The sequence below is a fragment of the Paenarthrobacter nicotinovorans genome (assembly GCF_021919345.1).
Taxonomy (GTDB): Bacteria; Actinomycetota; Actinomycetes; order Actinomycetales; family Micrococcaceae; genus Arthrobacter; species Arthrobacter nicotinovorans.
Map to the genome: position 1 here is coordinate 1,278,394 of NZ_CP089293.1, position 26,566 is coordinate 1,304,959.

A 26,566-nucleotide genomic window follows, 5' to 3' on the forward strand; every position below is an offset into this window, starting at 1 on the left:
GCCGGTAGTTTCTATCGTTCGTAGAAATTACCGGATGGCCCATCAGCATCCCGGTTACGCTTTGCCGGCCGGCGCGCACCAGTTCCCATAGAAGGTTTGACCGTGCACCACTTGATTCTCGCCCTGACCGTCACTCCGTCGCCCGATCCCACGGGCACGCTGCGGCCCGGCCTGTCCGAGGATCAGGTGACGCCGGGCACGTGGGGCTTCGTCCTCACGGCCTTCATCGTGATCCTCACTACCTTCCTGATCGTGGACATGGTCCGGAGGATCCGACGCGTCCGCTATCGCGCACAGGTAGAGGAAGCCCGTCTGGCTGCTGAAGCGGGTGAGCCGTCCGCGGACGGGAATCCGGCACAAAGCGGCGGTCCCACTGACGAGATCGGCAATGGCGGCCCCGGAGCCCGCTAAAACGGGCGGAACCGGCTGTCCCGGGGCAAGCGATGCCTTGGGTTCGGAACCCTCTGCCTATCTCCGGCAACACGCGGGCAATCCCGTCCACTGCCGTCCGTTCGGGGATGACGGCTTGGCGTTTGCCGCTGCCGGGTTGCGGCCGCCGTCGCCGGTCCTGGCTCGCGGCATCGCCGCGAACTGTGCGGCGCGTTGCTGACGTCGCCCGCCCAGGGGTGGTGGTCGCCCATCAAACGTACGACGACGCGTCCCCGGCCCCCGGAGTGACGTCCCGTTGCTGCCTCCATGGCTGGGGCGCGGCTGGCCGCCATGGCTGTGGGCGGTGAACCCGTCTTTCCGGGCTAGCTCAGGACGGCCATCATGATGGCGATGAAGTGCGCGGCGAAGGCCAGCACGGTGAAGGCGTGGAACAGTTCGTGGAAACCAAAGTTCCGGGCGCTGAAGTTTGGCTTCTTGAGGGCGTAGAACACTGCGCCGGCAATGTACAGGGCGCCGCCGACGCATATGAGGATGGCTGCGGCGGCATTCGCGGCGAAAAACTGCGGCAGGTAGAACAGGGCCCCGCAACCGAGGGCGATGTAAACCGGGACATAGAGCCAGCGCGGAGCATGGGTCCACAGAATCCGGAACAAGACGCCGACGATCGCCCCGGACCACACAAGCCATAGCAAGGTGACAGCTTCAGAGCGTTCCAGCAGGGACCATGCCAGGGGCGTGTAGCTCCCGGCGATCACCAGCATGATGTTGGTATGGTCCAGCCGTTTGAGGAGCATGCGGACCTTGGGGGACCAGTTTCCCCGGTGGTACACGGCGCTGACGCCAAACAGCAGGAAACCGGTCAGGGCATAGATGGTGGACGTGACTTTGCGGTCCGGAGTGGGAGCAACCGTCACCAGGACTATCCCTGCTGCAAGTGCAAAAGGAGCGGCAACTGCGTGGATCCATCCACGCCAGAGGGGCTTGGTTTCGAGGAGCTCAGCCATGCTCCAAGAATAACCTACGTTTCGGTAAGTTACTTCTGGGTAACAAGTGTTGGGCGGTTTTTGACTGTCCACTGCACCGCCCCGGCAGCTCGGGAAGGTAGCCTTGGATGTGCGTCGTCGTACAAGCAAGGAAGTCAGGTGAGAGTCCGGTGGAGCTGCCCGGTTTCCTCTATGGCTTCTACGAGCGCAAACTCCTGCGCTCACTCAAGCAGGACCAGATCCCACGGCACATCGGCGTCATGGTGGACGGCAACCGGCGCTGGGCGCGCCAGTTCAATGCCCCCACCAGCCAAGGACACCAGGCCGGCGCAGACAAAATCCACGAATTTCTGGGATGGTGCCAGGAACTGGGCGTCAAGGTCGTCACGCTCTACATGCTCTCCACGGACAACATGAACCGCTCCGGTGAGGAGCTGGACCTGCTCATGGGCATCATCGCCAACACCATGGACCGGCTCGACGAAGACGAAGACGTGTCTGTCCACGCCATGGGAGCACCGGAACTTTTGCCGGACTACCTGGCTGACCGGCTGAACAAACTCACGTCCCGGACGCCGGTCCACGAAAAGATCCACGTCAACGTCGCAGTCGGCTACGGTGGCCGCCGCGAAATTGTCGACGCCGTCAGGGAACTCCTGCACGATGCCGCCTCCAAAGGACGCACCATGTCCGAGGTGGCAGATGAACTTTCAGTGGACGACATCTCCCGGTTCCTCTACACCAGGGGCCAGCCCGATCCGGACCTGGTGATCCGCACTTCAGGCGAGCAGCGGCTCTCCGGATTTCTCATGTGGCAAAGCGCTTACAGCGAGTTCTACTTCTGCGAAGCCCTGTGGCCCGCCTTCCGCAAGGTCGATTTCCTCCGTGCGCTCAGGGATTATGCCGGGCGGCAGCGCCGCTACGGAACCTAGCCCGGGCGCGGTTCACCGAAAATTAACGAGCCCGACATGCGACTTGCCGACGACGGATTGCGGAAATGAATGTGTCGGGGATTACGTTAATCCCATCAGCAGGCAAAACCGCCCGCTGATCGGGGAGGCCAGTATATGGAGCGGAACATCGCACCAGTTACATGGGAGGCCACGCCCGGCCTTCCGGCCGAGCCGCTTCACCATTAGGCCGGGCGACCGCCCGGGGCTGGAGTCGATGTGGCTATTTCTGAGCAACTGCCCGCAATGGTTTCCGACGGGGAAAGTGCAGCTACCTCTCGCGCCAAGCGGGTCCCACAAAAAGCGCGGGCAACAGCGTCCGCCACGGGCCGCAGCTATGTGATCGATACATCCGTCCTGCTTTCCGATCCCCACGCACTCCTGCGGTTCGCAGAACATGAGGTCATCGTTCCCATCGTGGTCATCAGTGAACTCGAGGGAAAGCGCCACGATCCGGAACTTGGCTACTTCGCCAGGAAAGCCCTGCGTCTCCTCGACGACCTCAGGATTGAACACGGCGGACTGGACCGGGCCATTCCCCTGGGGAACGACGGCGGGCTGCTCAGGGTGGAAATGAACCACATTTCCCCGGACGTGCTTCCTGCGGGCTTCCGCGGTGGCGACAACGACAGCCGGATCCTGGCCGTGGCCAAGAACCTGGCCAACGAGGGCCACAACGTCACGGTGGTCTCCAAAGACCTCCCGATGCGGGTCAAGGCGTCTGCCATGGGACTCCAGGCGGACGAGTACCGCAACGAACTCGTCAAGGACTCCGGCTGGACCGGCATGGCGGAATTAGAAGCCAACGACGACGAAATCACCACGCTCTACGGCCATGAACCTGTCTTCATTCCCGCAGCCGCCGAACTCCCCGTGAACACCGGACTGGTGCTTCTGTCGAACAGGGGATCCGCTCTGGGGCGCGTGGGAGCCGACAAGCAGGTCCGTCTGGTCAAGGGCGACCGCGACGTCTTTGGCCTCCACGGACGCTCCGCCGAACAGCGGCTGGCCATCGACATGCTCATGGACCCTTCCGTGGGCATCGTGTCCATCGGCGGACGGGCAGGCACAGGCAAGTCCGCGCTCGCCCTCTGCGCAGGCCTTGAAGCCGTACTGGAGCGCCGTGAGCACCGGAAGGTGGTCGTTTTCCGGCCCCTGTACGCAGTGGGCGGCCAGGAGCTCGGCTACCTTCCCGGATCCGAGTCCGAAAAAATGAACCCGTGGGCCCAGGCCGTGTTCGATACCCTCGGCGCGTTGGTCAGCCAGGAAGTCGTGGAAGAAGTCATGGACCGCGGCATGCTGGAAGTCCTGCCCCTGACCCACATCCGCGGGCGTTCGCTGCACGACGCCTTCGTCATCGTGGATGAAGCCCAGTCGCTCGAAAAGAACGTCCTGCTGACCGTCATGAGCCGCATCGGTCAAAACTCCAAGATCGTCCTCACCCACGATGTTGCCCAGCGCGACAACCTGCGCGTGGGACGCCACGACGGCGTTGCCGCCGTCGTGGAGACCCTCAAGGGACATCCGCTGTTCGGGCACATCACGCTGACCCGGTCCGAGCGTTCGCCGATTGCTGCCCTTGTTACGGAATTGCTGGAGGGGGCTGAGATCTAAGCATCTCCTTGGAACGTGGTGTCCAGGGCCGTGGTCCGGTTCGCCGGGCCACGGCCCTTCGCCGTCGCTTAGACACGACGCAGGTGCAGGTGCAGGTGCAGTTACAGCTTCAGGTAGTTCTTTAGTTCTTCGTGGCCCTGGACTTTGAGGGTCCAGTCGGGGCGTTTGAAGGTGGTGGGGGTGAGACGGACTCTTTGGACTTCTTCGATTTTTTCTCCCCAGCCGTCCCGGGAGATGCCGTTGAGTTCGTAGCCGAGGCTGGTGGAGACGCCCAGGGATTGTTGGTTCCACGACGCTGCTTCGGATTCGGCCACTTCGGCGCCAAGGTAATCGAAGGCGTAGCTGACGACGGCGGCGCGCATCTCCTTGCCGACGCCCTGGCCCTGCGCGGACTGCTTGAGCCAGGAACCCGTGCTTACTGTTTTGAGCGTCGCGAAGTTCTTGGCACCGAGGTCCTGTACGCCTAGGAATTCGTCGTCGCGCCAGACCGCCAGGAGGAGGGTCCAGGAATCCTTGGTGAAGTTTCCGCGGCACCGCCAGTACCACTGGGCCATGTTCGGTGCCAGCTCGTCCGCCGGCCTTTCAGCCCAGGGCGTGCTGAAGGGGCACTTGCCGGGTTCGTGGATACCTGAGCGGGCCGCGTCCACGGCGGCGGGGATGTCGTCGTCGAGAATCGGACGGACGGTCAGCCTCGGGGTGGTGAGAATGAGTCCGAACGGGGGCCAGATGTCTGCCAGCGATGTCATCGCCGTAGCTTAGCCCGAAAAGGCGGCGCGGTCAGGCGGCCGGGCCGATGTCCCACGGAATGTGCCGCCGGACGTCCGTGAGGTTCATGGACTCCGCCAGGAACAGGTCATCGAGCATGTACTCGTCGACACCCAGGATCTTCAGCCAATGGCCCGTACCGGAGGTGTCGCCGTCCAGGCTCTGGCTGGCCACGCAGACCCCTGTTCCGGTGTCGATCCTGATCAGCGTCCGGCCGGGATGGACCAAGGGCTGGGCGGGATCGGAAGGAACGTAGGTCCGGCTGGGCGTGACGATGGTTTCCAGGGCGGGACGGCCCTCGTGGTCCACTTCCCTGGGGGGTTCGAAGAAGACGCGGTTGGTGTCCGGGAATTCGATGGGAACCGGCGCGTTGCCGGCCAACTCCACTGGATCCAAGGCTGCAGCCAGGCGGCCATTGCCGAAGGACGGCTCACCGTACGCCGCCTCGGGACGCCTGCGCACCAGCCCGGCGTCGTCGTAGACGGGCGTCACCAGATGCGCCGGCAGCAGCCAGGACCGTCGCGTGGAGCTGACGTACAGGTCATCCCGGGAGTCGTTGATGCCGGTGGTGCTGTGGAGCAGTTGACCCTCAGCCGTCTCAAGGCGGAGGGCGCCCGGGCGTCGCAGCCAGGCACGGACAATATTGGCGCCACTGCCGGGCCGCTCAAGATATTCAAATCGCAGGGTGGTCCATTTCCATGGCGAAGAACGGCATAGATTCCGGAATGTGGAGGACAAGTCAAAGCCCGGTTCGTCTGCACTGTAGCGCCCCATATCCACAGTTTACCCAAGCGTTCAAACGGGTCGGACGAGCAAAACGGGGTAGCATCCGAGGGTGATCCGACGACTCTCCGAGCTCTGGACAGCCAGCCCGCTGGGTTTTTGGCTGGTGGCGGCAGCCTGCCTGTATTTCGTGGTGATGGCTGTCCGGCTCACGGTCATCGACGTCCGCAGCCACTTGCTGCCCAACCGGATTGTGCTTCCGTCCTACGGTGTGGCCGGAGTGCTGTTGCTCGCTGCCGCGATCGCGGCGTCGCTCCCCGGTACCCCTACGCAAGGGGCAGCATCCGCCACTCTGTTGGGGGTGCCAGGGCTGGCGGTTCTTGCCGGCGGCGCGGCCCTCTGGTTCTTCTATTTCGTGCTGCGATTCATCCATCCACCAGGGATGGGCTTTGGCGACGTGAAGCTGGCCGGGGTGCTGGGCCTCTACCTGGGCTATTTGGGCTGGAGCCACATCTTTGCCGGAACCTTTGCGGCCTTCCTCCTGGGAGGGCTGTGGAGCTTGTTCATCCTTGCCGCACGGCGGGGAACGCTGCGGTCGGCCATTCCGTTCGGTCCTTTCATGCTGGCCGGAGCAGCTGTTGCGATGGTGCTGCTGCCCGCATGAGGCTAGCCTGTCTGCAAGGCTGCAAACCGCGCCGGGACCGACCATTCTTGTGAGGAACGCTGAACCATGGGTGCCCCGGATTTTGTGCTCAGACTGCGGGAGAAGATCGGCCATGACCCCCTCTGGCTGCCGGCCGTCAGGGGAGTGGTCTTCGACGACGAAGGCAGGGTGCTGCTGGGCCAGCGGGCCGACAACGGGCACTGGGCCCTCATCACCGGAATGCTCGAACCGGGCGAACACCCCGCCCCCGGGCTGGTGCGCGAGATCTTCGAGGAGACTGCGGTGGTGGCGGAAACGGAACGGATTGTCGGCGTCGGCGTTGTAGGTCCCGTGACCTTCCCGAACGGCGACGTGTGCGACTTCCTGGACATCACCTTCCGGTGCAGGTATGTCTCGGGAGACGCCAGGGTCAATGACGACGAATCACTGGCCGTGGGCTGGTTCGCCTTGGATGATCTTCCGGAGATGAGCGCCGGCAACCTTGAAGCCATCAGGCTTGCCACGGAGCCCGAGGGCCCCGTGGCTTACCAAATGGAGGATTAGTGCTGTTGGCTTCCGGCGTCGGCTGTCGGGCGATCCGTCCTGAGGTCGTCCTCGTCCGGCGCCGTCTGCGTGGTTTCACGGCGCTCAGCCTCAAGCCTGTCAGCCTCCGCGCCCCCGATTGCTTCACCACGGGCCACCATGCCGGCGGTGTCGGAGAGTGGGATCTGCTTCAGCGTGATGGCCAAAACCAGGGCGATGGCGATGAACGGCACCAGGTACCAGAACACTGGAGCCAGGGAATTGGCGTACGCGTTCACAATCGCATCCCGCAACTGCTCAGGCAGCTGCGCCAGGGCTTGGGGATCAAGCGTGCTGGTGGACTGCGAAGCCTGCTCCGCAGAAGCGCCGGCACCGGTGAATGCCTCCCTGAGTGATTCAGCCAGGCGGTTGGTGAAGATGGAACCGAACACGGCGACACCCAGTGATGCACCGACCTCGCGGAAGTAGTTATTGGTGCTGGTTGCCGTGCCGATCTGGTCCGCCGGAACGGAGTTCTGCACCACCAGGACGATGACCTGCATGATCAGCCCCAGGCCGGCACCGAAGATGAACAGCTGCACGCAGATGACCCAGATCGGGGTTGCTGCCGTCAGGGTGGTCAGCCACAGCATGGCCGCAATGGTCAACGCCGCACCCAGGATCGGGAACATCTTGTACTTGCCGGTCTTGGAAATACGGATACCGGAGTAGATGGACGTGCCCATCAGGCCAACCATCATCGGCAGCATGAGCAGCCCGGATTCGGCTGCTGAAGTACCGGAGGACATCTGCAGGAAGGTGGGAACGAACGCGATGGCAGCGAACATGCCCAGGCCGAGCGTGAAGCCGATGGCGGTCGCGTTGATGAAGATCGGGTTCTTGAACAGGCTCAGCGGAATGATGGGGTCCTCGGCGCGCCGTTCAACCATGACGAAGGCAAAGGCGGCCAGCACCATGCCGGCGCCAAAGGCCCAGGTGAGGGGCGAATCCCAGCCTTCGTCCTTCTTGCCGCCGAAGTCGGTGAAGAAGATAAGGCAGGTGGTGGCGGCAGAGAGGAAGATGACTCCCAGGATGTCGATCTTCTTTTCGGCCTTTTTGTTGGGAAGCGTCAAGGTGAACCATGCGGTGATAAAGGCCGCGATTCCGATGGGGATGTTGATGTAGAACGCCCATTCCCACGTGAGATGGTCCACGAAGAAGCCGCCCAGCAGCGGTCCGGCGACGGCGGAGAGACCGAAGATGGCGCCCAGCGGACCCATGTACTTGCCGCGCTCCTTGGCGGGAACGATGTCGGCGATGATGGCCTGCGAGAGGATCATCAGGCCGCCGCCGCCCAGACCCTGGATGGCGCGGAAGATCACGAAGCCCCAGAAGTCGGTGGCGAAAGCGCAGCCCACCGAAGCGAGGGTAAACAGGGCGATGGCAACCAGGAACAGGTTGCGCCGGCCCAGGATGTCACCGAACTTGCCGTAGATGGGCATGACGATCGTGGTGGCCAGGAGATAGGCCGTGGTGATCCAGGCCTGGTGCTCGACACCGCCGAGCTTTCCCACGATGGTGGGCATGGCGGTGGAAACGATGGTTTGGTCGAGGCTGGACAGGAGCATGCCTGCGATCAGCGCCGAGAAGATGATCCAGATCCGTTTCTGGGTCAGCAGCAGTGGTTCTGCCGCCTTCGAGAGTGTACTCATGCGGGGTCCTTCGGTGTCTGTGCAGGAGTGGTGTCCAGCGGTTGCGATAAGAGTTTCCGGGCTGCGGCAAGGTTCTGGTCCAGGAGCTCGCGGTAAGGCCGCGTGTTGTCCTCCGAGAAGAACTGATGGGATGTCTTCTTGGAAACAGCGCCGAACACGGCTGAGGCCATGATGATCTCCGGATGTCCGGGGGAGAGGCCCTCACGGGCGGCGATCAGTTCCATGAACTGCCGCTCCCTGGCCTCGCCTTCAAGGGTCATGCGGCCCAGGAGCTGGGGCTCGGCCTTGATGGCAGCAATCAGTTGCTGGATCTCGGTACGGCTGATGGTGGAACGCTCCACGATGTCCACGGTGAGGTGGTACAGGGCAGCGAGCAACGTGGCGGAGATGCCGTCCGGCAGCCGTTCAGGATCCCGGTTGAAGTTATCCAGCGAATCCTGGGGCAGGTCATCGGAGAATGCTCCGATGACTGCGTCTTCCTTGGAGTGGAAGTAGTTGAAGAAGGTCCGGCGGGAGATGCCCGCCTCTTCGCACACCTCTTCCACGGTGTAGCCATTCAGGCCGCGTTCGGCGGTCAGGGTTCGTGCGACTGCCGTGATGGCCAGCCGCGTGGCGGCGCGCTTGCGCTCGCGGAGGCCGCCGTCGATATTTGCACTATTGCTCACAAAGTAAAGTTTTGCACTTTTCGCCGTAGGGTGCAAAATATCGCCCGGAGGTTTTGTACACCTGATGCCGCTAAGGAGGTTTCTTGAGGGCACCTGGTGTACAAAAACTCCCGGGTACGACGACGGCCGGTACCTCTCGTGCGAAAGGTACCGGCCGTCGTCGTGCTTTGGGTTTAAGCCAAGAATCAGGCCTTGTGGGTCGGCGACGTCATGGTGGTGACGTCCAAAGCCTTATCGAGGTCGGCCTCGGAGACCTTGCCTTCGCCTTCGCCAACGAAGCCGAGCTGCTCGGTAGCCTGGCGGATGGTCAGGCCCTCCTTGACGGCGGTCTTGGCGATCTTGGCGGCGTTTTCGTAGCCGATGTACTTGTTCAGCGGCGTCACGATCGAGGGGGAGGCCTCGGCCAGGAACCGGGCGCGCTCGACGTTGGCGGTGATGCCGTCGATCATCTTGTCGGCCATGACGCGGCTGGTGTTGGCCAGCAGACGGATGGACTCGAGGAGGTTGGCGGCCATGACGGGGATGCCGACGTTGAGTTCGAAGGCGCCGTTGGTGCCGGACCAGGCGATGGCGGTGTCGTTGCCGATGACCTGGGCGCACACCATGATGGACGCTTCGCAGATGACCGGGTTGACCTTGCCGGGCATGATCGAGGAGCCGGGCTGGAGGTCCGGAAGGGCGATTTCGCCCAGGCCCGTGTTGGGGCCCGAGCCCATCCAGCGGAGGTCGTTGTTGATCTTCATGAAGGAGATCGCGATGTTGCGCAGCTGGCTGGAGCCCTCGATCAGGCCGTCGCGGTTCGCCTGTGCTTCAAAGTGGTCGCGGGCTTCGGTCAGCGGCAGGCCGGTGTCGGCTGCGAGGAGTTCGATGACGCGCTCCGGGAAGCCGGCCGGGGTGTTGATGCCGGTACCAACAGCGGTACCGCCCAGGGGGACCTCGGCTACGCGGGGGAGAGCGGCGTTGATGCGCTCGATGCCGTAGCGCACCTGCGCTGCGTAACCGCCGAATTCCTGGCCAAGCATGACCGGGGTCGCATCCATGAGGTGCGTACGGCCGGACTTGACGACGTCCTTGAACTCCACGGCCTTGCGGTCCAGGGAAGCTGCCAGGTACTCGAGGGCCGGGATCAGGTCATTGATCAGGGCCGAGGTGGCGGCGACGTGGACGGAAGTCGGGAAGACGTCGTTGGAGGACTGGGAAGCGTTGACGTGGTCGTTGGGGTGGACCACCTTGTCGCTGCCGGCGGCCGAGAGGGCGCGGGAAGCCAGTTCCGCGATGACCTCGTTGGTGTTCATGTTGGACGAGGTACCCGAGCCGGTCTGGAAAACGTCGATCGGGAAGTCGCCGTCGTACTTGCCCGTTGCAACCTCATCGGCAGCTGCGGCGATGGCCTCGGCGAGCTCGCCATCGAGCACCCCCAGTTCGGCGTTCGCCAGTGCGGCGGCCTTCTTGACCCGGGCAAGGGCTTCAATGTGTGTGCGCTCGAGCGTTTTGCCGGAGATGGGGAAGTTCTCCACAGCACGCTGCGTCTGGGCGCGGTACAGGGCGTTCACGGGGACGCGAACTTCGCCCATCGTGTCATGTTCAATACGGAACTCAGTGGTGGAAGTCATGGGGCTAGCTTATGGCGATCCGACGCCTCACAGAAAACCCGGAGGAGAGTGCTACGTGCTCCGGCGTTGCCGCCGGAGCACGTCCTCTTAGAGCTTGCCGATCCCGGAAACGAGGGCCGCGCGGCCCTCATCAAGCTTGTACGACAGGCCGATGACGGCGACGCGGCCGTCGTCGATGGCGTCGGAAATCACACGGGAGCTGTCAGCCAGGCGTGCGGCGGTCTGCTTCACGTGCTCCACCACCATGTCGTTGACGTCTTCCTGCTCGTTGCGCTTGGCAGTCAGGACGGAGGGGGTGATGCGTTCGACGAGGTCCCGAATGAAGCCCGCAGGCATCTCACCGGTCTCGACAGCTGCCTTGGTGGCCTTCACCGCACCACAGCTGTCGTGGCCGAGGATGACGATCAACGGAACCCGGAGTTGGCTGATGCTGTATTCCAGGGAACCGAGGACGGCATCGTCAATCACCTGGCCGGCGGTCCGCACAACAAAAGCATCACCAAGGCCGAGGTCGAAAATGATCTCTGCAGCGAGCCGGGAATCGGAACAACCGAAGATGACGGCGAAGGGGTTTTGGTCCTCGATGAGGGACGAGCGACGGGCGGCATCCTGGTTGGGGTGCAGGGATTCGCCGGAGACAAAGCGTTCGTTGCCCTCGCGGAGACGGCGCCACGCCAGGGCTGGAGTCAGGTAAGTAGGCACGAACCTTACTTTACGACGCAGAGGCAGCAGTCAGTGAAACTGTTGCGCGCCAATCGGTCAGGCGGACGGGGCAGCTGAGGCCGAAGGTGCGGTGCCCTGGTCCGCTGACTTGACGACGGCGGTGGCCAACGTCGCGAATTCCTCGAGGCTTGCCGTGCCGCTCAGGATGATGGTGGTGCCCTTGTAGTCCAGGACCATGCTGCGCTTTTCCTTGCCCGAATCGCGCAGTTCCCACTCCTGCCCGCCGGCGTTGCGCGTGCCGGTGACCGGGAGGTTGCCCGTCTGCTGCAATACCCAGGTGGGATTGGCCTTATTGGTCTGGGTGAGGCCGATGAAAGCTTCCTTGGGAGTCAGGAAACCGACCTCCCAAGTGGGCACGCCTGTCCCGCTGCCCGATTCCCACCGCGCGTAATTCGGGGTAAATGTGTCGCCGGTATCGGGAGTGACAGGTGTGAATCCCGCCACACCTTCGGCGTTCCTGGCGATGGAGGAGACATCGATGGGAGGCCTGAAGCCGTCGCCCTTCGGAGCCGGATTCATCAGGACGATGGGGAGGAAAGCCAGCACGCAGACCAAAAGGGCAATGACCATGCCAATCACGGACGCGTTGGCCCGTTTGGCAGCTTTCGCTGCGATGACGGGCTTGAAGGGGGCATCCGGGGCACTGGTTGGCTCAGCCGCGGCAGCATCCGGTTGGTTGCCGGCAGCGGGCTTGTCCTGCGTTTCACTCACCCTTCCATGATCCCTTATCGGGGCAGGGAACACACATCGGGCAACCTCACCGCCGGTATTGCGGCCGGTGGTCATTCAACCACCCGGAGTGGACGTGGCGACTATGATCGTTGGTAGAGGAACCCCGGGTTGCCCCGCGCAACCATGTCCGGTCCCGTGAATCGTCACTCGAAGAAGAGGTTCAAGTGTCTCCTGCACCAATGACCCAGCAGTATTCCACGATTTCGCCGTCGCTCGCCGTCGGCATCGACGAACCCGACCGCAACCTTGCGCTTGAACTCGTCCGCGTCACCGAAGCCGCGGCAATTGCCGGCGGCCACTGGGTAGGTTTCGGCGACAAGAACAAAGCCGACGGTGCCGCCGTCGACGCCATGCGTTCGTTCCTTCACACCGTCCACTTCAACGGCGTCGTGGTGATTGGTGAAGGCGAAAAAGACGAAGCCCCCATGCTGTTCAACGGCGAGCAGGTTGGTGACGGCACCGGTCCCGAGTGCGACGTCGCCGTCGATCCCATCGACGGAACCCGCCTCACCGCCCTGGGCATCAACAACGCCCTCGCAGTGCTGGCAGTCGCTGAGCGCGGCTCCATGTTCGACCCCTCCGCAGTCTTCTACATGGAGAAGCTCGTCACGGGTCCCGAGGCCGCCGACATGGTGGACCTGCGCCTGCCCGTCAAGCAGAACCTGCACCTCATCGCCAAGGCCAAGGGCGTCAAGGTCAACCAGCTCAACGTCATGATCCTTGACCGTGACCGCCACCGCCCTCTGGTTGAAGAGATCCGCGAAGCCGGCGCGCGCACCAAGTTCATCATGGACGGCGACGTCGCAGGCGCCATCGCAGCAGCCCGTACCGGCACCGGCGTCGACGCCCTCATGGGCATCGGCGGCACCCCGGAAGGCATCGTTGCAGCCTGCGCCATCAAGTCCCTCGGCGGCGTCATCCAGGGCCGCCTCTGGCCGACGTCGGACGACGAGAAGCAGAAGGCCATCGACGCCGGACACGACCTCGACCGCGTCCTGTCCACCAACGACCTCGTCACCTCGGACAACTGCTACTTCGCAGCCACCGGCATCACCGACGGCGACCTCCTGCACGGCGTCCGCTACCAGAAGGACCGCGTCCTGACCCAGTCCATCGTGATGCGCTCGAAGTCCGGCACCGTCCGCTTCGTTGATGCTGAGCACCACGCATCCAAGTGGGAGACGTACGCGCGCAAGCCGTAACCTCCGCAGCTCACAGAAGGACGGCGAGCATCGCTCGGCGGCTATCTCCTCGTACCTCGTCGATTTGATGCCGCTGTCGCGATACCCGCCGTCCTTCTCTGTGTCCGGCCGGCTTCCGCTTCGCGCTGTTGTGGGGTGTGCCGGGCGCGGGTGGAGCGGGGAAAGGCTTAGCGGAGTTTGTCGCGGAGCTTCCTGGCCAGCTGGTAGGCGCCGTAGCGGAGTTTGTTGACCGGGAGGTCCCAGGTGCCGGGGTAGGAGACTTCGCGGCCTCCGAAGGATTTCTTGAACGCCGTGAAGCCCGCCCATTTGTGGTCCGGCTGGTCCTCGGGTGCGACGCCCCAGAGGTCCACGTGCTTGAGACCCTTTTCCTTGGCGTCTGCCATGAGGGTTACCAGGAGGGGGATGCCTGCGCTGAGCTTGCGGTGCGTGTCATCGAGTGCCGCGTGGGCGTAGACCCGGGTGTCTGCCGAATCGTAGGCGAAGGCGGCCGCGATGGGCTCACCTTCCAGTTCGGCGATGAACAAGGTTCCGGCCCCTGCAGGCAGCAATGACGCCGCCACCTGGGTCAGGTATTCGTCGCTTTGCGGCTTGAAGCCATTCCGCGCCGCCGTCAGGTGGAGGAAGTGCAGCAGGATGGAGATGTCCGCCGGGTCCTGGGAGGTCCGGAACGTCACTCCCTTTTTGTGGATGTTCCGGTACAGGTTCCGGTTTGTTGGCTTCATGCCCGCGAGGACGTCCTTGAAATCCCCGTCTAGATCCACAATCCAGCTGAGTTCCGGCTGCTGGTTGACCGGCGCGGGCCGTAAGCCCCGCGCGCGGAGTAGGGGACCGGCGTCGGACGCCGTAAAACCTGCCGCAGCAGGTTCCATCCGGACGAAGACGGCGTGCTCCGCCTTGGCCAGCGCCACCAAAGCCGCCGTGGCGGCGTCGAATGCTTCGACGGAATCAGCCACCGGCCCATAGGGCGCGTAGATGACTTTGCCGGCGGGGTTCTTCTCCTCAATAGCGAGGAAACTCCATCCGGGGCCGGATTTTTCGTGGACGCGGCGCCCCAGGGAACGCTGGACTGCCGCCCATGCGGGCGTTTGGAGGAAGAATTCCACGGTTCAGTTCCCCAAGCCTGTCGTGACTGCGAAGGCAATGCTGGTGTCCGTCGCGCCCTGGACCGGGTGGACGTTGACCGGGGCTTCGACGTCGGGGATGAACGCTGCAGCGCCACGTCCAAGCTGGAGGTCGCTCTTGGGCGAGTCGAGAAGCACGGCGCCTGAAACAACCACGACGACGGCGGGCCCGGTCTGCGCCAGCGGCACCGGTGCTGCGTCAGGGCCGAGCTCGATGCGCTGGAGCTGGAACTCCTTGAACGGCGGGCGGTACAGCTCCTGTCCGAACTCCGTCCCGCTGGCCTCGACGCGCGGAACCCCGAGGGATTCGAAACGTACGGTCTTCAACAGTTCCGGAACGTCCACGTGCTTGGGCGTGAGTCCACCGCGAAGGACATTGTCCGAGGACGCCATGACCTCGACGCCCAGGCCGTGCAGATAGGCGTGGATGTTCCCCGCAGGGAGGTAGACCACTTCACCGGGTTCGAGGGACAAATGGTTCAGGAGCAGGGAAATGAGGACGCCGGGGTCGCCGGGGAAGGCTTCATTGATGTCCAGCATTGCGGTCAGCGCTTCCCGGTGCGGCTCCAGCGGTGCCCCGGCAGAAAGTACCGCGACTACCTCGTTAATGGCATCGGAGACGTCACTGCCGCCCTGGATGAGCCGGCTGAAGGCAGCCTTCAGCGCAGCGGAAGCATCAGCTTGCGCAAGGTCGGTGACGACGTCGGCGATAACGGAGGGAACGTCGATGGCGGCGGAGTCAAGGACGTGCGCCAGGTGTTCAAAGATGCCGCGGGAGTCAGCAGGGGAGCGGAAGCCGCACAACGCCTTGAAGGGCGTGAGGGCGAAGATCATTTCCGGCTTGTGGTTGTCATCGCGGTAGTTGCGTTCAGCGGCGTCGGGGGCGATCCCGGCGGCGTTCTCGCGGGCAAACCCTTCACGGGCCTGCTCCAGGCTCGGATGGACCTGGAGGGAAAGCGGCTTTTCGGCCGCCAGGAGCTTGGTGAGGAACGGCAGGCGGGGACCAAATCCGGCGAGGCTTTCGGAGCCAAGGAAGCGCTGCGGATCCGAGGCGATCAAGGCATCCAGGGGCTGGGTGACACCGTTGGGGTGAATGGCCGTCGAAGGGGAGTCCGGGTGGGCCCCGATCCACATTTCGGCCTCCGGGCCGCCCGAGGCCTGCCGGCCCAGCAGTCCGGCGATGGCCGTCGTCGAACCCCACGCATAGGGCCGCAAAACATTCTCAATCTGGTACACGAAAGAAAGTCCTTATCGTTGCGCTGGACGTGGGATGGAACTCAAAGGGGGAATTTACAGTGGTGCGCACTGGCCGTTGGTGGCCACGAGGTCGCGGATGCCTTGCTCATCGCCCTGGGCTTTGAGGCCGTTCAACAACTCAATGGTGATCGGCGTGCCGTCGGGGGTTGTGGTCACCGGAGTGAAGTCCGCAGAGGGTGAAGGCAGTTGGCTTGCGGGCAGCAGGCCAGTAACCGGACCGGCGGCCATGACGGGCCCGGCGCCCGGACGGTCATGGGTCACGACGGCGTCACTTGCCTTGGGGCTGTTGGACGAGGCGAGGACTTCCTGGACCTTGGAGTGGATCAGGTCAAAGTCAGGCACCGTGGAGAACGATGCGTCGAAGTCCGGCGGCCCGATGGTGAGGCGTTTGACGGGCTGGTTCTTGGACTTCAAGGCGAGGTCCACAAAGCTGCCCAGCTGGTTGGACGAGATGTTGGAATCGACCACCTTGGTCCCGGCATTGGCGATGTCCTCGAACTTGGTCAGGAGAGTGGCCGGGTCCAGCTGCTTGAGCATGGCCTGCTGCACGCATTGCTGGCGTGCAATGCGGGCGTAGTCGTCCACGAATTCGCGGGAGCGGCCGTACCAGAGGGCGTGGAAACCGTCCAGATGCTGGTCGCCGGCAGGGATCCAGCCCTCGGGCATGCCATGGATTCCGTTGGCCTCATCGGTGACGGGGCCGCTGATGGGTACCCAACCGCCGGCCTTGATGCGGATGCCGCCCATGGCGTCGATGAGTTTGGCGAACCCATCCATATCCACCAGGACATAGGCTTGGACCGTGATACCGAGGGTTCCGGACACAGCTTCCAGGGTTGCCTGTGCGCCCGGATCCTGAACGCCCGGATACAGGTCCTGGTACTTGTTGGTCACCTCGGTGTTGACGGCGTTGATGAGGCACTCGTCGCCGCAGTTGTAGCCCTCGGGGTAGATCTTCCGCATGGGCGAACTCTCGCTGAACTGTGCGTTCTGGAGGTTGCGGGGGACTGAAATGATGGCGCTTTCGCCCGTTTTCGCATCGACGCTGATCACGGACAGGCTATCGGGACGGCGTCCCGTCCTGTCATCGCCGGCGTCGCCACCCATCATCAGGAAGTTGTAACGCCCGTCCACGGGATCGATCGCGGGACCGGCGTCGAAAATACTGCCGATTGCGTTGCGGCTGACGTTCAGGACATAGGCAATGTAGCCCAGCGATCCGCTCGCCAGCACGGTGGAGATTGCCACCACGACGGCAATGATGGGACGCATGCCGGGTGCCAGGAGTGACGGCCTGATGATCCGCAGGGTGTTGAGGAACAGGTAGGCCCATCCCAGGGCCAGCGCCACGAGGACCACGATAATGAACAGCGACCCCACGGGGTGGGTGACAATGCTCAGCAGCATGGTCCGGTTGGTGACTGCGATGACGATGGTTATCAGCGCCAGCGCCCACACCGTGAGCGTAACGCGCAGCGCGATGCGGCCAAGTTTGCGGTCGCCCGCAACGATTTGTGCGCTGCCGGGGACCAGGAGCGTGAGGAGGACCAGCACGAAGGCGCGTTTGGTCCGCACCGGCGCACTGGCGCCGGATGGATAGCGGACAGGATCAGTCAGGGCGGAACCGGGCTGATTCGTGTTCTTGTGCATGGTAGTCATCCGCTGCCTTCCTAGCGGGGGCTCCGGGCTGACGGGTTGGCAGGGGAGAAGACTTCCTCAACCTTGTGGCGAAGGTTCTCCCCTTTTTTGGTGGCCACATCGTTGAGTTCCTGGGCGAAAGCCAGGAGGTCGCCACGAAGCTTGGCGGCAAGTTCATCAGTACCGGAGGCCAGCATCCGCACGGCCAGGAGGCCGGCGTTGCGGGCCCCTGCAATCGACACCGTGGCGACGGGGACGCCGGCCGGCATCTGCACGATCGACAGTAAGGAGTCCATGCCGTCCAGTGTCTTGAGCGGAACCGGAACGCCGATTACCGGAAGGGGGGTCACCGAGGCCAGCATGCCCGGAAGGTGGGCCGCGCCGCCGGCTCCGGCAATGATGACGCGGAGACCGCGCTGGTGGGCGTTCTGTCCGTAGCTGATCATTTCCGTGGGCATACGGTGGGCCGAAACGACGTCCGCTTCAAAAGGTATGCCGAACTCGGCCAGGGCATCGGCCGCGGCCTCCATGACGGGCCAGTCGGAGTCCGAGCCCATGACGAGTCCTACCAGCGGGGCCTGCGGTGTTGTCGTCATACGGTCTCCTCCAGAGTGGGCTGCTCAGGCTTGCGGCCGTCGCGGATGATGTTGGCCACGGTGGTCGCGCGCTGGCGCACCGAGTCAACGTCGGAGGCAGAGGTGCCCACGAGGTTGACGTGACCGATCTTGCGGCCAGGGCGGACGGACTTGCCGTAGGAATGCACCTTGGCCGCGGGCTCATAGGCCAGCGCCTGCGGGAAGGCCTTGAAGAGGTCCTGGTTTTCGCCCCCGAGGAAGTTTTTCATCACCACTACCGGAGCGAGCGCATCGGTGGCGCCCAGCGGCAGGTCCAGAACTGCACGCAAGTGCTGTTCGAACTGGCTGGTGATGGAACCATCCTGGGTCCAGTGGCCGGTGTTGTGCGGACGCATGGCAAGTTCATTGATCAGGAAGCCCGCGCCGACGCCGGGAGTTTCGAACAGCTCTGCCGCCATCACGCCTGTGACGCCGAGCTCATTGGCGATGCGGAGCGCAGCTTCCTCGGCAGCGGCAGCTACTTCCACGGGAATGTTCTGTGCCGGGGCTATGACTTCGTCGCAGACTCCGTCCACCTGGATGGTGTGGACCACCGGCCAGGCCCGGGACTCGCCGCTGGGCGTGCGCGCCACCAGGGCTGAGAGTTCACGGCTGAACTCCACCTTCGCTTCGGCCAGCAGGGGGCTCATGGCCTGGAACCAATCGTTGGTCTCCAGGGCCTCCTGGGCGGAGTCGACAATTCTGACGCCCTTGCCGTCGTAGCCGCCACGAGGTGTCTTCAGCACTACGGGCCAGCCGATCCTGTCACCGAAGGCGACCAGTTCGTCAACCGTGTGCACGGCAGACCATTCGGGGTTGGGCAGGCCCAGGCGGTCAATGGCGGCCCGCATCACGAGCTTGTCCTGGGCGTTGACCAGGGCATCGGGGCCGGGCTGGACATTGACGCCTGCGTCCAACAGCGCCCTCAGGTGCCCGGTGGGGACGTGTTCGTGATCGAACGTCAGTACGTCCAGGCCTTTTGAGAACTCAAGGAGGGCCTCGAGGTCCTTGTAGTCGCCAATGGGGGCCGTGGCTACGGCAGCCACAGCCGAAACGTCCTCGCCTTCGGCCAAAACGCGGAGTTCAAAGCCCAGTGCGGTAGCGGGCGGAGCCATCATTCGTGCGAGTTGGCCGCCGCCAACAACGCCAATTACTGGAAAAGTCACAAGGTTCAGCCTACCGAACCGGCAGGGGGATCACTGATTCTGCCGCCCTTTTGGCGCCATTTATCGTCAGTTCCGGCCACTGTATTGGCGTTCTCACAGCGTACTCCCGGGCAGCGCTTGGAAATCGGCGCTAAAATGGTCGAGGCCCATCGGCCCACTTTCAACGGCCATGGAGGGTCATGATCACCACACTCGCAGATCGCATCCGCGGACTTGCTTCGCTTTTTTGGCGCGAAGTAGCCAAGTTCGGCGCTGTTGGTGGTGTTGCGTTCGTTATCGACAACGGCCTCACGTACTACCTGATGCATGGCCCCATGACCGACAGCCCGTCCAAGGCACGTTTTGTCGGTGCCGTGGTGGCGACGATCTTCTCGTGGATTGCCAACCGGTTCTGGACCTTCCGGCACCGCCGGCAGGACAACGTTGTGCGCGAGTTCGTGATGTTCGTCATCATCAACGGTATCGGCATCGGTATCTCCACCGGCTTCACGTTCATTGCCAACTACTGGTTGAACATCACTGACAAGAACATGCTTTTCGCGGCCGGCGTGGTCGGCATCCTGGTGGCGACAGTGGTCCGCTTCTTTGCCTACCGCTTCCTGGTCTTCAACAAGGAACTCGACCAGGAACCCGAGTTCTCGCACGACCACGAACTTCTGGACATGCATCCCAAGGCCAAGGCGGGGGCGGAAGCCGGCGCCGGCAACCCGTCGACCGGCGAGTTTCCTTCGGTCAAGAAGCCCTGACAAACGCTAAGGCCGGCACAAACGCTAAGGCCGGCTGACGCGCTCGTTGTCCAGAAGATGCGCGGTGACCTCGACATCTTCGTGCACCAGCACTACGGAGCCGTCTTCTTTCCATGCTCCCAGGGCGGCCGAGAGGCCTGATTCCAAGCCATCGCCGGCGTGGACCAGGAGGCGGACACCCGGTTCCTGCGCAGCCGCGAATCCCTCGAGAAGAGCCGAGTGCGCGTATCCGGCCGTGCCACGTACCGCGGGGTTTTCCGCCCCGGGTTCGTCATGCGCCATGAACACGTCGCCATGGGAGCGGACTTCCGCTGCGTAATCCACGACGCCGGACGGCAGCTCGCCCGGCCAGCGCATCGCAAGCGCTGCGAGCGGCACGGCGACGACCGCGTCGAAGCCCGACTCGGCGCCGTCGTCGGGCTTGTCGGTTATCAGCAGCTCCGCCGAGGTGCCGTCAAGCACGACTTCCATGCCCAGTTGCCAGGCGGCAAGGGCCCATACAAAGGACTTCCAGTGCGCGGGGAGGTCCAGCCGGACGGCCATTCCGGGCTCGGCATCTAGCTCGTCCTGCAGCAGGTTGCCCGTCTTGGCCACCCAGTTGTCGAAGACCCGTCCGGAGAGTTCAACACGCTCGGAGCCGGGGCCGTACCAGGTGAGCCTGGGCGAGGTGGAATGCCCGGACCTCAGGGCGGTCATCAAGTTCACTGCCGGAATGCTCATGGATCAATCTTGCCACGCAGGTCCCGCGCCACTCCGGGCAGCAACCCCTTGGATGTGAATTGCGACACATCAATGTTTGTCCATTCGCTGGGCTTCGGGAGGGTGCCGCTGCTATTTCCGCGGAAATTCAACGAAAGTTAACCTCAACCGATCCTGTGCTTCCATTTCCCGCGGCAATCCGCGGAAGCCGCGGCCTGGATGTTGGGCGTGGCGCATCCCACTTTTCCACAGCTTCTTGATTATTATCCCGGCGCGGCTTGACTGGCGGGTAGTTACACGCGTGTAATTAGTAATCAACGCCGCTGCGCAGACAACCGGGACACCGGGAATCGGAAACACATCCAAGCAGCAGCTGCAAACTCAGGAGGGACGCCATGGGGCAAGCGTTGCGTATCCAGGAAGATGCAGTCGTCGCAGAACATGCGTCGGTGAAATACCGTTCGCGGGAGGTGCCGGGAGACTGGTACGTAGATCCTGCGGATCCGGAAGCGGCAGACCGATACAACCAGAATGTGCAGCAGTCTTTGGAGGACCAGGCGACAGCCCTCCTCGCAGCACATGAGGCATTGATTGGCGACCTGCCGGCTGGTCCGGAAGAAGACCTCGACGATCCTCCCATGGAGCTGCGCCGTCCGCTTGAGACGCCCGGACAGCCTGTGTGGATCGGTCTCCCCGGCCAAGGGGATTTCGATGACGAAGGTGAACTTGGCTGGCAGACGGACGCGCTGTGCGCGCAGACCGATCCTGAAGCGTTTTTCCCTGAAAAGGGCGGATCGACCCGGGATGCCAAGAAAGTGTGCGGAGCGTGCAACGTTCGCTCGCAGTGCTTGGAGTATGCCCTCGCCAATGACGAGCGGTTCGGTATTTGGGGCGGGCTTTCCGAGCGGGAGCGCCGTCGGCTAAGGAAGCGAGCGGTCTAATTCTCAAGGAAGTGCACGTTACCGCCGTCGTGGTTTCCCACGACGGCGGCAACTATCTGCCCAGGACATTGGCGGCATTGTCGGACCAGACGCGTTCGGCAGATGCCGCCATTGGCGTTGATACAGGTTCCACGGACAACTCCCTGGACCTGCTCCGGGAGGCCTTTGGCCAAGGCAATGCCACCACCTTCCACCAAGCCAAGTCAGGCTTTGGCGCGGCTGTCCGTGCGGGGTTGCAGGAGCTCGCTCCCGCCGCTGCTGCGACCGGTGACAGCCGGACCGTGGAGTGGATCTGGCTCCTGCATGATGATGCGGCGCCCGCGCCTGACGCGTTGGCGGAGCTGCTCCATGCCGTTGAGCGCGCGCCGTCGGTAACCGTCGCTGGTTGCAAGCAGCTCGGCTGGGACAACGACCGGCACTTGGTGGATGTGGGCCTCTCAACGAGCCGCTGGGCTGAGCGACTCACCCTGATTGACGCCGACGAAGTCGACCAAGGGCAGTACGACGCCCGCTCCGACACATTCGCGGTCAATTCGGCGGGCATGCTGATCCGACGCGATGTCTGGGAACAGTTGGACGGGTTCGACCCAGCGCTGCCCGGCAGCGGCGACGACGTCGATTTTTGCTGGCGGAACTGGCTCGCCGGGAACCGCGTGGTGGTTGTGCCCAGCGCCCGGATGTTCCACGTTGAGCACCGCCCCCATGGCCTGGGAACGTCCTCGGCAGCGCGCAAGGCCCAGATCCACCTGCGCCTGAAGCACACGCCCTGGTGGAACGTTCCCTTCCAGGCTTTGGGAGCACTTTTTGGCGCGGTTGTCCGCCTGGTGCTGAGCATCCTGGTGAAGGAGCCAGGCTATGGCTTCTCCCAGTTCACTGCCACACTTGCCGCTTTGATGCGTCCTGTCGCAATCGCGAGGGGGCGCCGCACAGCTGCGAAAACGCGACGGGTCCATCGTTCCGTCGTCCGGGGCCTCCAGACACCAACACGCGAGGTCCGGGCCAACCGGCGGTCCTTGCTGGAAGCCATCCGGCCTGCCGATGACGCCGCGCCCGTGAGCGACTTGCTGTCTCCCGAACCAAGTGGCGACGCCGCCGACGACTTCGCCGCCCTGGCCACGAACGAACGTGGCTGGGTGGGAACGGGTGCTGTTGCCGCCGCATGCGTTGCCCTGGCAGCGGCCCTCGTGGGTTTGCTGGGTCTGCTCCGTTCCGGCGCGATCACCGGTGGTGGGCTTCTCCCGCTTTCCGCAACACCGGCCGGGATCTGGGCCAACGCCTCCACGTGGTGGATTTCCCTGGGCGCCGGACTTCCGGGCCACGGTGATCCCTTTGGCTACGTCTTATGGGTGCTGTCGATCCTCGGTGGCGGGGATGCGAATGCATCCATGGCGTGGCTCCTCGTCCTGGCCATGCCTTTGTCCGCTGTCGGAGCGTGGTTCGCATCGGGTGCCTTGACCACCAAGCGCCGGTTCCGGACCGTGGCAGCCCTGCTGTGGGCCGGTGCGCCGAGTCTCCTGATCGCCATCAACGAAGGCCGCGTCGGTGCCCTCGTGGCGCACATCATGATGCCGTTGCTGCTCCTGGCCCTGGTGCGGGCGTCCGGATCTGCCATCGGTCAAACGAGCACGGCACAATCAAGCACGGCGGGCGCGCAGCGAAGCGCGTCAGCCGTTGCGGGCCGGTTCCCGGCCCCTCTTCGCGGTAAGCCCGGCATCAACGGGACACCCTCCTGGACGGCTGCAGCGGCCGCCGGCCTGGTGATGGCCGTCGTCACCGCCTCAGCACCATCGTTGCTGGGTCCCATTGCCGTTGCAGTGATCCTCGCTGCCGTAGTTCTGGGACAGCGGGGCAAAACCATGTGGTGGTCGTTGCTGCCGACTCTTGCCTTGTTCCTTCCGTACGGCATTTCCGTCCTCGACAGGCCCCGGTCCCTGCTGGCTGATCCTGGACTTCCCCTTGCTTTTGATGCGGCTCCCTTGTGGCAGCAGCTACTCGGCCAACCGCTGGCTTTCAGTATCGACGGCGGCCTGACGGGACTCTCGGTGTTCGGTCCCGGTGCTGTTCCGTGGGCTTTGATCCTGGCTTTGCTGATTGGGGCTCCGGTGTTGCTGCTTGCGGTGGCCTCGCTGTTCCTCCCCGGCAAACGCACAGCATTGGCCAGGGTGTTCTGGCTGGCTGCGCTGGCCACCTTGGCCAGCGCCTGGTTGGTGGGGCATGTAGCCACCGGCGTCAACAACAACGTCATTGTCGGGCCGTTTACCGGTCCGGCGGTTTCAGCATCAGGCATGTTGCTGCTCGGTGCTGCCCTGCTCGGAGCGGAGAAGCTCTTTTCGGCGAGCCGGCGGGCATCCGATCCTGCCCGCCGGAAGTTCCAGGTGCGTCGCGTCGCGTCCGGTGTGGTGGTTGCTCTCCTCGTTGCCGGGCCTGTGGCCGGAATGGGTGCCTGGGCTGCGCAGAACGTCCTGCAGCCCTCGACGTCGACGGATTCACCGGCTGCCCCGGCAGCCCGGCAAGCGGCCTCGTCATTGGGTAGCCCGCGTCAGGTCCGGCCGATGGAATCAGGCACGCTGCCTGCTACCGCCGTCGACCGCGGCCAGGGACCCGAGCGGACGCGGACATTGGTGATCACCAGCGGCGAGCAAGGTGCGTTTACCTCCTCGCTCATGCGAGGGGCCGGAACAACCCTGGACAGCTTGTCCACCATCGCCTCGGCGAGGACCATCATTGGCGCTCCCGGACGCGAGGAAAACACGAGCGATGATGCCGCTACAGCGTCTTTGCGGCGGGCAGTGGCCACTATCGTGGCGAGCACCGGCGTTGACCCGCGTCCCGACCTCGAGCAACTCGGTGCCGGTTTCGTGGTCCTCAAGGCCGCGGACAATGCTGCCCAACTGACGGCAAGCAGAATCGACGCCGTCCCAGGGTTGGTGGCTGTCGGCCAGACCGACGCCGGGTGGTTGTGGCGCGTAACTCCGCGGAACCAGCCCTCGGCGGGCGCCGCAGAAACGGCGCATCGTGTCCGTATCATCGACGCCCAAGGAAGCACTGTGGGCACCTTGCCTTCGGAGGATGTGAACGTCAACGCCAGCGTCCCATCCGGTGATGGGGGCAGGAAAGTGGTCGTGGCTGAGCGATCCGATCCCGGTTGGACGGCCACGTTGGACGGTAAGCAGCTGCAGGCAACAACATCCGGGTGGTCACAGGCGTTCGACCTGCCGGCCGGTGGCGGACAGTTGGAGATCCGCTACACGAACCCGTGGGCCCTGTGGCTCGGGATCCTGCAGGCCGTAGTGATCGCCTTGACGGTCCTGCTGGCGATCCCGATGCCTGCCCGCCGGTCCCGTACCGGCATGTCGAGGGACGAAGTCTCCCTCCGTAAGGAGTACAGCAGTGTCTGACGAGCAGAAGAAAAACGCCGACGACGCACCGCAGACGGCCGGCGAAACGCCGGTCGAGGACAAGCCAACGTTTAAAGGAAAGTCTCGCCGCGGCGAACAGTCTTCCCGCAGCGAACAGTCTTCCCGCAGCATGCGGGGGTCCCGAAGCTCCAGCAAAGGCATGGTCACCGGTGTTCTGTCGGCAGTGGTCATCCTGGCTGCCGGGGGAGGCGCTGTGGCTGCCAGCTCGATGGTTCCGGGTCCCTCCGGCGGCACGAGCACCGACGTGCAGCAGGCGGATGTTCCCGCCGGCAGGGCCTTGGGCGTCTGCCCGGAACCGGCCCGCCTGGTCAATGGGACAGTGGTGGGCACGGATGCTGACTTCAGCCCCGTGTCGACGACGGCTACCAGCGCGCTCAACGCTGTGGTGCTGAGCAATCCGGCCGGCACCGTTCCCGGCAGCAAGGTCACTTCCCTTGGAGGCGGGAACGTCGCGGAAATCGCCAAGACTCCCACGAGCACTCCTACGCCGACGGCGGGTCCCCCTGTGCTTGCTGCGGGCGTGGCTTCCATCAGTCCGGTAACCTCGCCCACGGTGGTGGAAGCCGGGCCCATCGGAAACGAGCAAGCATCCTTGGCAGCCCACCTCAGTTACTCGGCAACCGACGGCGACCTCCGTGGCCTCGCTTCCGCACAATGCCAGCCGCCGAGCAACGATGCGTGGGTGCTGGGCGCGAACACGGCTGTCGGCCGCACAGCTGTCCTCAATCTCAGCAATTCATCAGAGACGCCCGCCACGGTGAGCCTTGATCTCTACGGGTACGAAGGTCAGATTCAGGCTCCGGGTGCCAGGGGGCTTCTGGTGGCGCCGGGAACCACCCGCTCCGTGAACCTCGCCGGGCTCGCTCCGGGCCAATCCCAGCTGGGCATCCGCGTGCGCAGCACTGGCGGTCCGGTGGCCGGGACCATCCAGCAGAGCGTACTGCGCGGGCTGGCTCCCGGGGGAGTCGAATACCTCTCACCGGGCGAAGGACCGTCGAACCTCCAGGTGATGTCCGGCGTCGACATCCAGGACTCGGAAGGCATCAAGGCACTCGCCGCCAAGTCAGGATTCGCGGACGCTGTGCCGGCCCTCCAGATCGCTGTTCCGGGCTCAACGGACGCCGTGGTCCAGGTCAAGTTGTATGGTGCGAACGGCGAGCGAAAGCTTCCCAACGGGGGAGTGGTGACGGTCAAGGGTGGATCCGTTGCCTCGCTGAGCCTCGATGGAGTTCCGGCCGGTAGTTACACAATCCGTGCCAGCTCGGACGTTTCCTTCGTGGCATCGGCCAGGGTCACCCGCGGCTCAAAGGCCGAAGAGGCCACCGATTTCGCCTGGTCTCCAGCATCGGCCCGGCTTGGCAGTCAGCACCTGGTGGCCGTTCCCCGCGATGGCCTGCGTTCCCTGAGCTTCGGGGTGCCCGAAGGCCGCGCTACCGTCAGCTACGCCCCGGTCACGGCCGACGGCAAAGTAGGCAAGGCTGTTGACATGGACCTTGCCGGTGGAACCACGTCAGTCATTGAACTCCCTGCAAAGGCCGGGGACGCGGTCATAGCGGGATACGTTGTTTCCGCATCCGGCGATCCCGTCTACGGCGCGCTGGTCCTTGGAAAACAGGGCCGCAACGATGTGTCTGTTGTCGCGATCCAGGATGCTGCGGCGGGACTTGAAAAGGTTCCCGTTTCCGTCGGCTACTAGCGGCGGTTCGGTCCGCTACAGGCCTCACCGGC

24 protein-coding genes are annotated in these 26,566 nt (G+C 64.0%); 10 read left to right on the forward strand and 14 right to left on the reverse strand.

The window, feature by feature from the left end; all coding sequences use genetic code 11:
* Positions 1–102: 102 nt before the first annotated feature.
* The gene (locus JMY29_RS06130) at positions 103–411 is read left to right on the forward strand and encodes a hypothetical protein (protein WP_055975197.1); all 309 of its coding nucleotides are present in this window, start codon (positions 103–105) and stop codon (positions 409–411) included.
* A gap of 341 nt (positions 412–752) precedes the next feature.
* Here the strand turns inward: JMY29_RS06130 and trhA are convergent, their stop codons facing one another.
* A complete protein-coding gene (gene trhA, locus JMY29_RS06135; protein WP_039240310.1) occupies positions 753–1,394 on the reverse strand; it encodes a PAQR family membrane homeostasis protein TrhA in 642 nt (213 codons plus the stop codon).
* Positions 1,395–1,501: 107 nt separating this feature from the next.
* Here trhA and JMY29_RS06140 point away from each other — a divergent pair, with 107 nt between their 5' ends.
* Positions 1,502–2,305, forward strand: a complete 804-nt coding sequence (locus JMY29_RS06140; protein ID WP_052247135.1) for an isoprenyl transferase — start codon at positions 1,502–1,504, stop codon at positions 2,303–2,305.
* A 237-nt stretch (positions 2,306–2,542) separates the two neighbouring features.
* Positions 2,543–3,937, forward strand: a complete 1,395-nt coding sequence (locus JMY29_RS06145; protein WP_189075894.1) for a PhoH family protein — start codon at positions 2,543–2,545, stop codon at positions 3,935–3,937.
* 101 nt (positions 3,938–4,038) lie between these two features.
* Here JMY29_RS06145 and JMY29_RS06150 read toward each other — a convergent pair whose 3' ends face one another.
* Entirely contained in the window at positions 4,039–4,683 is a 645-nt protein-coding gene (locus JMY29_RS06150; RefSeq protein ID WP_189075893.1) for a GNAT family N-acetyltransferase, read from the reverse strand.
* Positions 4,684–4,714: 31 nt separating this feature from the next.
* Positions 4,715–5,476, reverse strand: a complete 762-nt coding sequence (locus JMY29_RS06155) for a hypothetical protein (protein ID WP_110504396.1) — start codon at positions 5,474–5,476, stop codon at positions 4,715–4,717.
* Between the two features lie 61 nt (positions 5,477–5,537).
* On the opposite strand from JMY29_RS06155, the gene JMY29_RS06160 reads away from it, so the two are divergent.
* Entirely contained in the window at positions 5,538–6,089 is a 552-nt protein-coding gene (locus JMY29_RS06160; protein ID WP_039240317.1) for a prepilin peptidase, read from the forward strand.
* A gap of 66 nt (positions 6,090–6,155) precedes the next feature.
* Entirely contained in the window at positions 6,156–6,632 is a 477-nt protein-coding gene (locus JMY29_RS06165; RefSeq protein WP_018777301.1) for an NUDIX hydrolase, read from the forward strand.
* On the opposite strand, the gene JMY29_RS06170 is transcribed toward JMY29_RS06165, so the two are convergent.
* The 5 genes from JMY29_RS06170 to JMY29_RS06190 form a co-directional block, all read right to left on the reverse strand.
* A complete protein-coding gene (locus tag JMY29_RS06170; protein ID WP_039240319.1) occupies positions 6,629–8,302 on the reverse strand; it encodes an MDR family MFS transporter in 1,674 nt (557 codons plus the stop codon). The two genes, JMY29_RS06165 and JMY29_RS06170, sit on opposite strands and share 4 nt — an antisense overlap.
* Entirely contained in the window at positions 8,299–8,967 is a 669-nt protein-coding gene (locus JMY29_RS06175; RefSeq protein ID WP_018777303.1) for a TetR/AcrR family transcriptional regulator, read from the reverse strand. Before JMY29_RS06175 ends, JMY29_RS06170 begins: the two co-directional genes overlap by 4 nt.
* A 185-nt stretch (positions 8,968–9,152) precedes the next feature.
* Positions 9,153–10,580 carry a class II fumarate hydratase gene (locus JMY29_RS06180; protein ID WP_189075892.1) on the reverse strand — a complete coding sequence of 476 codons (1,428 nt, stop codon included), beginning with the start codon at positions 10,578–10,580 and terminating at the stop codon, positions 9,153–9,155.
* 87 nt (positions 10,581–10,667) lie between these two features.
* The gene (locus JMY29_RS06185) at positions 10,668–11,282 is read right to left on the reverse strand and encodes a carbonic anhydrase (RefSeq protein ID WP_018777305.1); all 615 of its coding nucleotides are present in this window, start codon (positions 11,280–11,282) and stop codon (positions 10,668–10,670) included.
* 57 nt (positions 11,283–11,339) lie between these two features.
* Entirely contained in the window at positions 11,340–12,014 is a 675-nt protein-coding gene (locus tag JMY29_RS06190; protein ID WP_018777306.1) for a DUF4245 domain-containing protein, read from the reverse strand.
* 200 nt (positions 12,015–12,214) lie between these two features.
* On the opposite strand from JMY29_RS06190, the gene glpX reads away from it, so the two are divergent.
* Positions 12,215–13,237: a class II fructose-bisphosphatase gene (gene glpX / locus JMY29_RS06195; RefSeq protein ID WP_189075891.1), complete on the forward strand. Its 1,023-nt coding sequence runs from the start codon at positions 12,215–12,217 to the stop codon at positions 13,235–13,237.
* 167 nt (positions 13,238–13,404) lie between these two features.
* Here the strand turns inward: glpX and JMY29_RS06200 are convergent, their stop codons facing one another.
* Genes JMY29_RS06200 through JMY29_RS06220 form a run of 5 tightly spaced genes read right to left on the reverse strand, consistent with a single transcriptional unit; the run spans position 13,405 to position 18,985 of the window.
* Positions 13,405–14,340, reverse strand: a complete 936-nt coding sequence (locus tag JMY29_RS06200; protein WP_189075890.1) for a lipid II:glycine glycyltransferase FemX — start codon at positions 14,338–14,340, stop codon at positions 13,405–13,407.
* A gap of 3 nt (positions 14,341–14,343) precedes the next feature.
* Entirely contained in the window at positions 14,344–15,594 is a 1,251-nt protein-coding gene (gene manA, locus JMY29_RS06205) for a mannose-6-phosphate isomerase, class I (protein WP_079581092.1), read from the reverse strand.
* Positions 15,595–15,648: 54 nt separating this feature from the next.
* On the reverse strand, positions 15,649–17,274 hold the full coding sequence (locus JMY29_RS06210) for an LCP family protein (protein WP_229778606.1): 1,626 nt from the start codon (positions 17,272–17,274) through the stop codon (positions 15,649–15,651).
* A gap of 11 nt (positions 17,275–17,285) precedes the next feature.
* Positions 17,286–17,849, reverse strand: coding sequence for a 5-(carboxyamino)imidazole ribonucleotide mutase (gene purE, locus JMY29_RS06215; RefSeq protein WP_018777311.1), 564 nt, complete (start codon positions 17,847–17,849; stop codon positions 17,286–17,288).
* The gene (locus tag JMY29_RS06220) at positions 17,846–18,985 is read right to left on the reverse strand and encodes a 5-(carboxyamino)imidazole ribonucleotide synthase (RefSeq protein ID WP_039240324.1); all 1,140 of its coding nucleotides are present in this window, start codon (positions 18,983–18,985) and stop codon (positions 17,846–17,848) included. The genes purE and JMY29_RS06220 overlap by 4 nt, the downstream gene beginning before the upstream one ends.
* 227 nt (positions 18,986–19,212) lie before the next feature.
* Here JMY29_RS06220 and JMY29_RS06225 point away from each other — a divergent pair, with 227 nt between their 5' ends.
* Complete coding sequence (locus JMY29_RS06225; RefSeq protein WP_018777313.1) at positions 19,213–19,779, forward strand: GtrA family protein; 567 nt, start codon at positions 19,213–19,215, stop codon at positions 19,777–19,779.
* Positions 19,780–19,803: 24 nt separating this feature from the next.
* On the opposite strand, the gene JMY29_RS06230 is transcribed toward JMY29_RS06225, so the two are convergent.
* A complete protein-coding gene (locus JMY29_RS06230) occupies positions 19,804–20,499 on the reverse strand; it encodes a TIGR03089 family protein (protein WP_189075889.1) in 696 nt (231 codons plus the stop codon).
* 374 nt (positions 20,500–20,873) lie between these two features.
* Between JMY29_RS06230 and JMY29_RS06235 the strand changes: the two genes are divergently transcribed.
* Genes JMY29_RS06235 through JMY29_RS06245 form a run of 3 tightly spaced genes read left to right on the forward strand, consistent with a single transcriptional unit; the run spans position 20,874 to position 26,534 of the window.
* A complete protein-coding gene (locus tag JMY29_RS06235) occupies positions 20,874–21,419 on the forward strand; it encodes a WhiB family transcriptional regulator (protein WP_018777315.1) in 546 nt (181 codons plus the stop codon).
* A gap of 11 nt (positions 21,420–21,430) precedes the next feature.
* A complete protein-coding gene (locus JMY29_RS06240; RefSeq protein ID WP_189075888.1) occupies positions 21,431–24,817 on the forward strand; it encodes a glycosyltransferase family 2 protein in 3,387 nt (1,128 codons plus the stop codon).
* Positions 24,810–26,534, forward strand: a complete 1,725-nt coding sequence (locus JMY29_RS06245; RefSeq protein ID WP_189075887.1) for a DUF5719 family protein — start codon at positions 24,810–24,812, stop codon at positions 26,532–26,534. The genes JMY29_RS06240 and JMY29_RS06245 overlap by 8 nt, the downstream gene beginning before the upstream one ends.
* The last annotated feature ends 32 nt before the right edge of the window (positions 26,535–26,566 follow it).